Origin of the sequence: Pseudoalteromonas sp. S3178, from assembly GCF_005886985.1 — a bacterium.
GTDB classification, from domain to species: Bacteria; Pseudomonadota; Gammaproteobacteria; order Enterobacterales; family Alteromonadaceae; genus Pseudoalteromonas; species Pseudoalteromonas carrageenovora.
This window is the reverse complement of record NZ_PNCW01000066.1, coordinates 46,193-57,764: the sequence shown is the minus strand read 5'-3', so window position 1 is coordinate 57,764 and position 11,572 is coordinate 46,193. Positions and strand designations below refer to the sequence as shown.

The 11,572-nt window shown below is 39.9% G+C and carries 10 protein-coding genes and 4 tRNA genes; 4 read left to right on the top strand and 10 right to left on the bottom strand.

The genetic code is table 11. From position 1 onward, the window contains the following. Positions 1-190: 190 nt before the first annotated feature. From CWC11_RS17210 to murB, 7 genes are all read right to left on the bottom strand, one after another. Positions 191-266 (bottom strand) — tRNA-Thr (locus tag CWC11_RS17210). Positions 267-277: 11 nt separating this feature from the next. Continuing rightward, positions 278-352, bottom strand: a tRNA-Gly gene (locus tag CWC11_RS17205). A 44-nt stretch (positions 353-396) separates the two neighbouring features. Continuing rightward, positions 397-481: transfer RNA gene (locus CWC11_RS17200), tRNA-Tyr, on the bottom strand. A 40-nt stretch (positions 482-521) separates the two neighbouring features. Next, positions 522-597 (bottom strand) — tRNA-Thr (locus CWC11_RS17195). Positions 598-714: 117 nt separating this feature from the next. After that, positions 715-1,434: a type III pantothenate kinase gene (locus tag CWC11_RS17190; RefSeq protein WP_138683662.1), complete on the bottom strand. Its 720-nt coding sequence runs from the start codon at positions 1,432-1,434 to the stop codon at positions 715-717. Beyond that, a complete protein-coding gene (gene birA, locus CWC11_RS17185; protein ID WP_138683661.1) occupies positions 1,431-2,423 on the bottom strand; it encodes a bifunctional biotin--[acetyl-CoA-carboxylase] ligase/biotin operon repressor BirA in 993 nt (330 codons plus the stop codon). The genes CWC11_RS17190 and birA overlap by 4 nt, the downstream gene beginning before the upstream one ends. Continuing rightward, positions 2,420-3,430, bottom strand: a complete 1,011-nt coding sequence (gene murB, locus CWC11_RS17180) for a UDP-N-acetylmuramate dehydrogenase (protein ID WP_138683660.1) — start codon at positions 3,428-3,430, stop codon at positions 2,420-2,422. Before murB ends, birA begins: the two co-directional genes overlap by 4 nt. Positions 3,431-3,573: 143 nt before the next feature. Here murB and CWC11_RS17175 point away from each other — a divergent pair, with 143 nt between their 5' ends. Then, entirely contained in the window at positions 3,574-5,415 is a 1,842-nt protein-coding gene (locus tag CWC11_RS17175; RefSeq protein ID WP_138683659.1) for a M1 family metallopeptidase, read from the top strand. Positions 5,416-5,474: 59 nt separating this feature from the next. On the opposite strand, the gene CWC11_RS17170 is transcribed toward CWC11_RS17175, so the two are convergent. Beyond that, complete coding sequence (locus tag CWC11_RS17170) at positions 5,475-6,074, bottom strand: DUF2057 domain-containing protein (protein WP_138683658.1); 600 nt, start codon at positions 6,072-6,074, stop codon at positions 5,475-5,477. Positions 6,075-6,166: 92 nt separating this feature from the next. Here CWC11_RS17170 and CWC11_RS17165 point away from each other — a divergent pair, with 92 nt between their 5' ends. The 3 genes from CWC11_RS17165 to CWC11_RS17155 all read left to right on the top strand — a co-directional run bounded on the left by CWC11_RS17165 (position 6,167) and on the right by CWC11_RS17155 (position 9,693). Next, positions 6,167-6,535, top strand: a complete 369-nt coding sequence (locus CWC11_RS17165) for a histidine triad nucleotide-binding protein (RefSeq protein WP_104641737.1) — start codon at positions 6,167-6,169, stop codon at positions 6,533-6,535. A gap of 221 nt (positions 6,536-6,756) precedes the next feature. Continuing rightward, entirely contained in the window at positions 6,757-7,413 is a 657-nt protein-coding gene (locus CWC11_RS17160) for a helix-turn-helix transcriptional regulator (protein WP_058548763.1), read from the top strand. A gap of 123 nt (positions 7,414-7,536) precedes the next feature. After that, positions 7,537-9,693 (top strand): response regulator, encoded by a 2,157-nt coding sequence (locus CWC11_RS17155; RefSeq protein ID WP_138683657.1) that lies wholly within the window; start codon positions 7,537-7,539, stop codon positions 9,691-9,693. 8 nt (positions 9,694-9,701) lie between these two features. Here the strand turns inward: CWC11_RS17155 and CWC11_RS17150 are convergent, their stop codons facing one another. Both CWC11_RS17150 and CWC11_RS17145 read right to left on the bottom strand, forming a co-directional pair. Next, a complete protein-coding gene (locus CWC11_RS17150) occupies positions 9,702-10,052 on the bottom strand; it encodes a 50S ribosome-binding protein YggL (protein WP_138683656.1) in 351 nt (116 codons plus the stop codon). Positions 10,053-10,084: 32 nt separating this feature from the next. Next, on the bottom strand, positions 10,085-11,506 hold the full coding sequence (locus tag CWC11_RS17145) for a mannose-1-phosphate guanylyltransferase/mannose-6-phosphate isomerase (protein ID WP_138683655.1): 1,422 nt from the start codon (positions 11,504-11,506) through the stop codon (positions 10,085-10,087). Between the last annotated feature and the right edge of the window lie 66 nt (positions 11,507-11,572).

Genomic DNA, 11,572 nt, shown 5'->3' with positions numbered 1-11,572 from the left:
ACGTGGCCGATTGTACCAACGTTTACGTGCGGTTTTACGCGTTCAAACTTTTCTTTTGCCATGACGGAACCTATCAGTTTTGTGTATCTAAATTACATATGAAAATAATCCACCAAAGGTAGATTAAGTAAATTTTTTCAAATAGTATTTTCTGACAGATAAAGGAAGTAATCAAGGAGATTCTTAGGACTGGTGCTGATAGGCAGAGTCGAACTGCCGACCTCACCCTTACCAAGGGTGCGCTCTACCAACTGAGCTATATCAGCAACACAAGAACTGGAGCGGGCAGCGGGAATCGAACCCGCATCATCAGCTTGGAAGGCTGAGGTAATAGCCATTATACGATGCCCGCATAAAAATCTGTTCTTAAACTACCTCTAACCGTCAAGAATAAAGTGGTGGAGGGAGCTGGATTCGAACCAGCGAAGGCTGAGCCGTCAGATTTACAGTCTGATCCCTTTGGCCGCTCGGGAACCCCTCCACGATAATTCTCTACTAATTCACTTCCGGTAAAAGGAAAGTGGTGCCGACTAACCGAGTCGAACGGTTGACCTACTGATTACAAGTCAGTTGCTCTACCAGCTGAGCTAAGTCGGCACTGCTTTAGTACGGGGCGAGATATTAGAGTAAGGTTTATTGGGATGCAACAATAAAATTAAAAAAAATGTAATTTTTTACCTCAAATGCTCACAATTCATGCAAAATAGTGGTTTTTTATACTTTTTGGCCATGTTTACTCAGGTCGCGCCAATAATTTAAGCCTTTCATTACAAGTAGTGAATCAAAAATACTACCCGTAAATTGTTGCTGTAATAACGCGCCATAGCCACCAGCAAAGATTATTTTAGGCATTTGAGAGCAATTATTCTGTACCAAATGATGTTTTGCTCGCTCTATTGCTCCAATTGTTGCTACTAAAGCGCCATTTTTTAATCCGTTAGGAGTGTTTTTCCCTAGCTTATCTTCAAATGGTGTAGTGCCATCATCAAATACGCGTTGAGTATTTTGCGTTAAAGAGGTGGTCATCAAATCAAGGCCCGGTAAAATCCACCCGCCTAAGTGAACACCATTATCAGCTAGCACATCAATAGTGGTGGCGGTACCTGCATCAACAATAATGCACGGCGTATCTGGGTAAAGTGTAAAGCCTGCTATAAGTGCAAGCCATCTATCTATACCTAAATTGCCAACTTGATCGTATGCACAGCTAAGCTTGCCTAATTGTTTTGTTACGTTGGCTTCAAAACTAGGAACGCCATGTGTGCTTGCTTGTGCAAGTAACTCTGCCATTAATTCGCTTTTGCCTACGCAGGCATAAACAACTTCAGTTATGTGCTGCCAAGGTAAATTGTTTATATTTGCAGGCTGTGCTTGCTGGTTTTGCCAAAGCACCGCTTTTAATGACGTATTGCCTACGTCGATGAGTAATCTCATGGTTGTGCCTTTCTTAGCGAAACTTCTCCGCCGTAGTAACTTTTTACTTCGCCGTCTTGGCGAATACGAATACCACCTTGTGGGTCTATACCTTCACAGATACCACGCCAACTTCTATGACCTGTGTTGAGCTCTACCTGCTCTCCTGCAAAAGCATTTAACGCATTCCATTGTTCGTACATTTCTTGTAAACCACTTTGGCTGTACTGTAATAAACGCTTTTCTAAATAATACGTTAGTGAAGCCACCAGCTCATTTTTATCTAGCTGTTGGGTGTGTTGATTTAAATCTGTCCATGCCTGATCTATATGTTGGCTAAAGCTTTCAGGCATTTGTAGGTTTATACCTATACCAATAACTAGCTGGCAAGGTCCTTGTGGTTGCCCGTCTAGTTCAACTAATACGCCAGCAAGCTTTTGCTTATTTATATATATATCGTTTGGCCATTTCAGCTCTACGTCAATTTGGTATAACGCTTTAATTGCATCATAAACAGCAAGACCTACCGCAATTGATACACCCATAGCAGCTTGAAGCCCATCATCTAAACGCCAAAAGTAACTGTAATACAAATTAGCACCGAATGGCGATTGCCAAACACGGCCACGTCGGCCACGCCCTGCTTGCTGCATTTCAGCCACAACGACCTTGCCCGATTCAAGCTCCGCTTTACTTTGTATGCGGCGCATAAGCTCGCTATTGGTCGAATCGATAATGGGGTGCACTTCAACATTGGCCGTGCTCGCACCTAGTGCTTTGTAATGCTGATCAATTTGTGTTTTATTTAAAAGGCCCACTTGGCTATTCAAGCAATAGCCTTTGCCGGTTACTTTAAAAATGTCCAAACCCATTTCTTGTAACGTTTTAATATGTTTACTTACTGCCGCACGGCTAATCCCTAGCTCTTCACCTAGCACTTGCCCAGATACAAAGCCACCTAGGTTGAGTGCATTTAAAATAGCGAGCTTGTTTCCATCAGGCGCTTTCATTGTATGGGCTCCATTTTAATATGGCATTCGCTGTGTGTATCTATTAAACGCACTTCATGCTCTAGCATAATGTTATAACGGACATTTACCGCTTGCTGAATATGTTTAATCATTGTTATGAGGTCGCTTCCTTCACTATTTCCATGATTAACTAATACCAAGGCCTGCTGCTTATGCACTTCAATACCCGCGACTCTATGCCCTTTTAAACCTACTTGATCAATTAGCCAGCCAGCCGCCACTTTATGGTGGCTTTGCCCGTATTCATAATGAGGTAAATCCACAAATTGCGTTAATAGCTCAGCTAAGTGCTGATTGGTGATAATAGGATTTTTAAAAAAGCTCCCAGCATTAGGCAATGTATATGGGTTAGGTAATTTACTATTACGCGTTTGTATAACTTGCTCAAACACAGCCGTTGGCGTAACACGACTAAGGTGCTGTAATGGTCCATAACTTAACACGGGTTGCCACTTTTTAGGCAATGCCAAATAAACGCGAGTGATCACCGCTTTATTTTTAAGTGAATGCTTAAATATGGAGTCTCTGTAGGCAAATTCACATTGTTCATTATTAAGTGTGTGCATAGCCTTGGTGGTTATATCAAAGTACTCTACCGACTCTACAAATTTTGCAATTTCAACACCATAAGCACCAATGTTTTGTACAGGTGATGCGCCAACAGTACCTGGTATAAGTGCTAGGTTTTCAAGCCCTGGGATGTCTCTATCAAGCAAATAACTTACTAATGCGTGCCAATTTTCGCCTGCGGCAACACTTATTAAAAAGTCATCTTCTCGTTCAGTAACTTTAATGCCTTTGGTAGCCATTTTTATTACTGTACCTGTGTAATCATTTAAAAAAACGGTATTGCTGCCCTCACCTAATAAGCAAAATGGGGGGCTAAAGCTTTGTGCTTTAAGTTGCTCAAGCTGAGTAATTTCAACAAAATGCTGGCATTGGCTGTTTAATGCAAATGTATGTAAGGAGTGTAATGAATACGCCACAAAGCTCTCTAAAGTTACCGGTAACTAATCGCAATAGTTTACCTCATCGTCGCAAATGTGGCACTAGATTGTAAAAATCACTCAACCCACTGTGGCAATCGTGATATAAAACCAGCACTTTTTTATTTGTGTTCAGGGTAATTATGAAAATTAAACCTCTTTTTTTAAGCCTCGCTATGGCAGGTATGTGTTCGCAAGCAATGGCTAGCGCGATAGACCAAAACTCGTATGCTAACCTCGATGATGTTGTGACTACTCACTTAAGCCTTGATTTAGATGTCGATTTTGCCGACAAGCAGTTAGAAGGTTTTGTTGAGCACACGCTAAAGTGGAATAATTCTAAAAGTAAAACACTGGTACTTGATACCCGCGATTTAGACATTGATAAAGTAATGTATCAAGACGACGATGGTAGCTGGCATAAAGCAGACTACACACTTGCTAAGCGTGACGATGTAAAAGGCTCTAAATTAACAATTAAGTTTAAAGATCAAGCAGCCAAAGCACGTATTTACTATAACAGTCGCCCAGAAGCATCAGGCTTACAATGGCTAACACCAGAGCAAACAGCCAGTAAAACACACCCTTTTATGTACAGCCAATCGCAAGCTATTCATGCTCGTAGCTGGATCCCAGTGCAAGATACCCCTGCAATGCGTGTAACGTATTCTGCGCGTATTCATACACCAAAAGATATACGTGCGGTTATGAGCGCCGACAATAAAGACGCACTTTATAAAGATGGCGACTACATCTTTGACATGCCACAAGCTATTTCACCTTACCTAATTGCTATTGGTGCGGGTAACTTAGAATTCAAAGCCATGTCGCGCCAAACAGGTATTTTTGCTGAACCTGAAATTTTAGATGCGTCGGTTGCTGAGTTTAACGACACACAAGCCATGATCGACAAAACCAACGAAATGTATGGTGAGTACGCATGGGGCCGTTACGACTTACTCATGCTACCGCCTAGCTTCCCATTTGGTGGTATGGAAAATCCGCGTCTATCGTTCATTACACCTACTGTAGTGGCAGGCGATAAAAGCTTAGTTAACCTAATCGCACATGAGCTTGCTCATTCTTGGTCTGGAAACTTAGTTACTAACGCAACGTGGGAAGATTTATGGTTAAACGAAGGTTTTACCTCGTACGTTGAAAACCGCATTATGGAAGAAGTGTTTGGCCGTGACCGCGCTGTTATGGAACAAGCATTAGATTCTGCAGGTCTTCGTGCTCAGCTTAAAACGATTGATGCGCCAGATACCCGCCTTAACTTAAAACTTAATGGCCGCGATCCGGATGATGCGTTTAGCTCAGTGCCTTACACTAAAGGACAGTTATTTTTAATCTACCTAGAGGAAAAATACGGCCGTGATAAGTTTGACCCATTTGTAAAAGCGTACTTTAAAGAGTTTTCGTTTAAATCGCTGACCACTGCACAATTTGTTACATACATTAAAGCTAACTTAATTGAAAAATACCCTGGCGTTGTAAGCATGGATAAAGTAAATGAGTGGATTTTTGAACCAGGTTTACCTAGTGATGCGCCAAACCCAACATCAGATGCGTTTGATAAAGTAGATACAGTAAGCGCAGCTTGGTTAAAAGGTGAGACTACAGCAGCACAATTACCAACAACCCAATGGACTGTTCACGAATGGCTGCATTTTTTAAATAATCTGCCACGTGATTTAAGCCTAGATAAAATGAGCGAGCTAGATAATCAATTTAACTTAACGCAATCAACTAACGCTGAGCGAGCTTTTGCGTGGTTTATGCTTGCTGTAGGTAATGGTTATCAGCCAATTTACCCTGCGCTTGATAAGCACTTATCAGGTATTGGTCGCCGTAAATTAATTGTTCCGTTATATAAATCACTCATCACTAACGGCAAAAAAGAGTGGGCACAAAGCGTGTACTTAAAAGCACGTCCGGGTTACCACCCACTTGCACAAGGTACTATTGACGCATTATTTAAATAAATAATAGCGTTAACTAAAAAGGGCCAAATTGAATTTGGCCCTTTTGTTTTTGTATTATTTTACTTCGTTACTTTTTCTAAAAATGCTTTTCGCTCTGATGTCGTGGCTTGCTGCCACCAAAAGTCGAGCATCTGGGGTGCACTTGGCATTCCTTTTCCATTTATAGGCGCAATAGGCTTTATTGGCTGACTAGGGCGTGAAGGTCCGGCTGGAACTGTGTTTTGCATAGCAGGTTTATTACTTGCAAGCTGGGTATTAGGAATAACACTTAAAGGTTTCGCCACCGCGCTACTTTTTGCTTTTAAACTCACTTGTGGTGCTTCAGCGAACACTTTTGCAGACACTGCATTTTCAGCACGATTAAATACTAAGGTATAATCTTTACCTGCTTCAATGGTTACATTCACCCAGAACGGTTCTGACTCTACAACTTCGTGTGTATCGTAATCATCTTCGTATAAGTCTGTATATTTGAGTTTTAGTTGATAAGTACCCGGTGCAAGCTCTACATCATCAATACGGCTAAACAAAGAGCTTTCTAGCATACGATCACCCACTTGCAGTGGTACAAACTCTTCAGGAAAGTGAATATTTTCAGCATTAGCAGAAAAACTAAGTAGTAATGCAACAGCACTACCTATTAAAATTGGTTTAAGCATATTAACTCCTTTATTTGATTTCAGTTTGACACCGCTTTGAAAGTTTGTCATTAGTGAGCTTAAATTTCGTACCACTTAATTAGGGACACAGCATGAGCCAAGAAACTATTTTTACTAAAATAATTAATAAAGAAATCCCAGCAGATATTATTTATGAGGACGAAGACACACTTGCATTTAAAGATATAAACCCGCAAGCCCCTTTTCACGCCCTTATTATCCCAAAAAAAGCAATTTCAACAATTAATGATATCACGCCTGAAAACTCTCATTTAGTGGGCAATCTATATGTTGTTGCCGCTAAACTGGCAAAGCAATATAACTTTAGCGATGATGGCTACCGCGTAGTAATGAACTGTAATGAGCATGGAGGACAAACTGTTTATCACATACATTTACATATGCTTGGCGGTAAAGAAATGGGCTGGCCACCGTATCAAAACATCAAAAAAGTAAATTAATTTAAAGTTTTTTATGAAAATATTCTGCTCAAATATTTAGTTACAAATGTTATGGCTTTTCATGATCATAAAGTAAAAAATAGTTACTTATTTGCAACATTTTATGTTTAAATAATCGTAAAATCGTATTTGTTCTTGAGTACATCGGCGACTTTCTAATACAAAAGGTCTGGAAGTCGTGATAAACTTAATCAGTCAGCTTTATAAAAGAGTATAAAAACATGAGCAGTTCAGCCTTTTTGTTATTAGATCAAGAGCCAATTAACACTATTGGTATTAACGTTTTAGAACCTTTGTTAAAAACGCAAGGCCTTGACGTAACCACTGGTACAAATATTTTAGATGTACCTGAAGGAACTCGACTTCTGTTTATTGAAACATCAAGTAAAGATGCGTGGGGTAAACTAAAAGAACAATTAGTAAATTTACGTACTAAATGCGATATCATATTATTTAATCTAGACGAAAACCCAGAGCTCGCTAATCGTGCGCTTTTAAGCGGTATTCGCGGTGTGTTTTACACAACAGATAACGCCGATGTATTAATGAAAGGTATTCGCTTACTACTTGAGGATCAACTTTGGTATCGCCGCGACATAATGTGTAATGCATTAAATCGTATGCTTCAGTTTAATAAAGATGCACTACATAAACTAACCGAAGGTGATATAGAGCCTGTTAAACTTACTAAGCGAGAAAAAGCAATAATCTCACTAATGAGTAAAGGTTCTAAAAATAAAGAGATTGCAGAAGATTTAAGTATTAGCCCGCACACAGTTAAAACTCACTTATACAGCGCATTTAGAAAAACTAAATGTCGTAACCGTATTGAGCTACTCTCGTGGGCACAACAAAATATTCCAGACGAAATCCGTTAATCTAAATATTTGTTGATAACTTTAAAAACAGACACTTAAGTGTCTGTTTTTGTATGTGTTGTAAACTTGTTTAATATCACACTTTTTATTATTCTCAATTAAACCCCCTTTGCTGGAATATTAATGCTCGACTCTTTTACTCTGTTTTTTGCCAGCATTGCGATTATGATCGTCATGACTTTTCTTAACTTTTTAACATGGCGAACAAATAAAAATACTCCCGGCACGTTGCTTTATATTTTTTACCCCGTTTTATTGTTGGGCGCCGCAATAGGCTTTACCACAGTAGTAGAAAGCCACAACCTTGTTATTATTAGTATTGCTACTTTAATGATGTTTTCAGCGTCACTTGTACATTGCTTATCGTTGAGCCAATTTTTAAATTACCGGGGCGTAAGCTTTAAATTACTGTGCTCATTTACTCTTTTTAGCGCTGTAATGCTCATTTACTACTCATTTATAAACCCTTCCTTAGAAGAGCGAATACTAGCCTCCGATTTACAACACATAGCCGAAGCAATATTTTTACTTTATATTTTTATAAAATATGCACGTAAGCCCTACCCTAATGGCAGTATTGTTTATATAACCATTTTAACTCTGGTTGCCTTTAGCTTTATTGGCCGCTCCTTTTTTATGGGCACTATTAACCAAGCAACGTTATCAGAAAGCGGTTGGTTTAGTTTATTACTCTTTTTGAATGGTGTTATTGCTCCTATGTTTTATGCCGCGGGCATGGCACTTTTATGTAATGAACGCAGAGAGCAAAACCTAAATCAATTAGCCGACAAAGCACAAAAAGATTTAGAAATACGTGGCTTGTTTTTATCAACTATTAGCCACGAAATACGCACTCCACTTAATGGCATACTAGGCAGTGCACAACTGGTCATGAACCAAACAAGTGACACACGTAATAAAGCCTACTGCGAAGCAATTATTAACTCCACAGAGTCACTCAATTTGTTAGTCGATAAAGTACTCGATTACGCAAGTCTTGATCAAAGCGATGAAGCCCTTTACGAAGAGGATATAGAATTTAAGACATGGCTTAATAACTTATGCTTGTTATTGAGCCCGCTTGCAGAGCAAAAACAGCTTAAATTTGAGCTTATTTGTAATATTCCTGAGCAAGCATGTTATTACTGCGACCAGCAAAAACTTAGGCAAATAATTATTAACTTAGTGGGTAATGCCATTAAGTTTACTGATTACGGAAGTGTTAAAATTCAGGTCGACTTAGTCCTCGAAAAGCAGCTTGAGCACACCATAAAAATTAGTGTAAAAGACTCAGGCCCCGGCATCGAAAACGACGAAATAGCCTATCTCACAGAGCCCTATGTACAAAGTAGTGCCGGTAAAGAAAAAGGCGGCACAGGCCTTGGCCTCGCTATTACTAGTCGACTTTTAGAAAAGCTAGGCAGCCGCTTGGAAATAGCCAGCCAATTAGGCACAGGCAGTGTATTTAGCTTTTCTGTAACCTTTGCCATAGGCGAATTGAGCCTTGTAGAGCAGCGCCACCAAACAAAGGATTACCTAACGGGCCTGGATGTTTTACTTGTTGAAGATTTAGATTTAAACCAAAAAATTGCCATCGAGTTTATGGCCGATGATGAGCATAAAATTAAGCTTGCCAAAGATGGTAAAAGCGCTATTGAGCTGATGCAAGCCCATCATTTCGATGTTGTATTACTTGATATGAACTTACCTGACTTCACAGGGCAAGAAGTACTCAAGCAGCTAAAACGCATAGATCATAAAAACCAGCGCACCCCTGTACTTGCTTTTACGGCAAGCCTAAGCCCTGATGAAGTAAAGGAATATTTATCTTTAGGAATAAAAGACATTGTGGGTAAGCCAATAAAACACGAAAAACTAAGACAAGCGCTTAGTGATTCTCAATCAAATCAGACAGCAAATATTGCCGTAGAGCTTGTTGATACCTTATATGATGAAACCGCCGCAGAAACGCTAACGAGTTCGTTTAGTGAAGACGAAGTGTCGTCTATTTATAATGAGTTTGTCCTCTCTGCGCGTAACAAACTAATACGTTGCCAAGGTTTAATAGACCATCAACCCGAGCAATGCATTAAGTTATTGCACCGCCAAGCAAGCACTGCTTTGCAATTAGGATTTAACCGCTACGGCATTGAACTGAAAAAGATAGAGCGCCGATTGCTTGATAATAAACCCCATAACAACCTGCTTGATGAAGCGTTAGATCTTTGGCAGCGCAGCTTAGAGCAATATTTAAAGTTTGTACGTGGGCAGTTGGGGTAAGCCCGTTTTTAGAAGCCGCAATTTACATCCACTAACTTTCCTACCGATATATTTGAAACTTTATTGTTTGCTAATAGCCAAGCCTCAATGAAACTAACATCTTCATTCTTAGGTGATGCATATCGCTTCGAAGATGTTATAAAAGCATTGAAGTACTTTGCATTACCGCCGCCCCCAAGAACAAGATCTCTCGCTGCAATAAGTCCTAAGAGATCATCTAAGAAAATATCAAACTGTATTTGATCTTTTAACGTTAAATTACACTGAAATGAAAAACCCAACATAGCATATTCATCGAGGTATAACTTTTTACGCAATCTTTTGCTTCTTGAGCTACTTGCTTTATTTACATGGTTCATAATTATCCATTTTGAATTTAAGCGCTAGGCTCTTACTTGCCTCTTCCATACTTATCATCAAATCGCTCTATATCGCTTTCATCTAATACAGCGCCGGTTTGTACTTCAATGACTATTAAGGGCGCTTGTTGAGTGTTAGCTAAACTGTGTATTTGCTTAGCGGCAATATAGCAAGATTGGTCGTGGTTTAGTGTTAGCAACTGATCATCAATACGAACATCGGCAATACCCGATACCACTACCCAATGCTCTGCACGATGCTGATGGCGCTGCGTCGAAAGTTTAGCACCGCTATTAACGGTTATTTTTTTAACTTTAAAACCACTACCTTCAACCAAAGTGCGGTAGTTACCCCATGGACGATACACAACCTGATGGTGATTAAGTTTATCGCTTTGGCCCATTGCTAATTGTTTTAGTAATAAAGGTAAGCCATCGAGCTTATTTTTATCGGCAACAAGTGTGGCGTCGTGAGTGTGAATAATGGCTAAGTCACTTACCCCAAGCGTTGCGATACTATGGTCATGTTCGCTAATAACAAAATTATTAGTACTGTTTTGCGCTATATGATTTTGGTTTTCATTATTACCGTGCGCATCTTGCTTAGTAAGACTTGCAAGAGCACTAAAGCTACCTACATCACTCCATTTAAGCGCAACGGGCATAACCGCTACATTATTGCTGCGCTCTAAAATAGCGTAATCAATAGAGTCACTTGGGCAGCTTTTAAGTGGCTCTATGTTTGGCCTTGTAAAGCCTAAGTCGTGTGAAAACTGAGATGCCGCTTTTACACTGTGCGCTATTTTTGGCGCAAAACGTTCAAGCTCATTTAAATAAGCACGTGGCGTAAATAAAAACATGCCGCTATTCCAACTATAACCGCCTTCAGCTAAGTATTTTTGCGCCGTAGCTAGGTTTGGCTTTTCTTTAAATTCAGCAACTTCAAAACAGTTTGAGCCTGATATTTTACTGCCTTGTTTTATATAGCCAAACCCGGTGTGCGCCTTGGTGGGTGTAATTGAAAATGTAACTAGCATACCTTGCTCAGCTAACTTAACAGCATCATTTAACTGAAGTGTTAGCTCAGCAAAATTTTCAATATAATGATCGGCTGGCATCACCATCATTGGCCCTTCAATACCCTGCTGTAGTGCGTAATGCGCAGCTAACGCAATTGCAGGCGCCGTATTTTTACCCTGCGGCTCTAGTAAAAGCCCTTGCGGGTTAGCTGTTGTGCTTTGCTCGGCGGCAATAAAACGGTGTTGTTCGTTACAAACAAGTATTGGCTTTGCAAACTGACTATCTGATACACGCGCTAAAGTGCTTTGTAATAACGAGTGTGTGTTATCAAGCAAGGGTAAAAATTGCTTAGGCATAGCTTGGCGAGAAAGCGGCCATAACCGAGTGCCAATGCCGCCTGCTAAAATTACCGGTGTAATAAGGGATGTATTCATAAAGCCGCCAATAAAAATATCAGCGGCTATTTTAGCACTTAATATTTTTAGTGCTACGTGAAGATA

Bases quoted from the DNA above. Each gene is read 5' to 3' on its own strand.
- CWC11_RS17190 (WP_138683662.1), bottom strand. From the start codon at position 1,434: ATGAGATTACTCATCGACGTAGGCAATACGTCATTAAAAGCGGTGCTT.
- birA (WP_138683661.1), bottom strand. From the start codon at position 2,423: ATGAAAGCGCCTGATGGAAACAAGCTCGCTATTTTAAATGCACTCAAC.
- CWC11_RS17175 (WP_138683659.1), top strand. From the start codon at position 3,574: ATGAAAATTAAACCTCTTTTTTTAAGCCTCGCTATGGCAGGTATGTGT.
- CWC11_RS17170 (WP_138683658.1), bottom strand. From the start codon at position 6,074: ATGCTTAAACCAATTTTAATAGGTAGTGCTGTTGCATTACTACTTAGT.
- CWC11_RS17165 (WP_104641737.1), top strand. From the start codon at position 6,167: ATGAGCCAAGAAACTATTTTTACTAAAATAATTAATAAAGAAATCCCA.
- CWC11_RS17160 (WP_058548763.1), top strand. From the start codon at position 6,757: ATGAGCAGTTCAGCCTTTTTGTTATTAGATCAAGAGCCAATTAACACT.
- CWC11_RS17155 (WP_138683657.1), top strand. From the start codon at position 7,537: ATGCTCGACTCTTTTACTCTGTTTTTTGCCAGCATTGCGATTATGATC.
- CWC11_RS17150 (WP_138683656.1), bottom strand. From the start codon at position 10,052: ATGAACCATGTAAATAAAGCAAGTAGCTCAAGAAGCAAAAGATTGCGT.
- CWC11_RS17145 (WP_138683655.1), bottom strand. From the start codon at position 11,506: ATGAATACATCCCTTATTACACCGGTAATTTTAGCAGGCGGCATTGGC.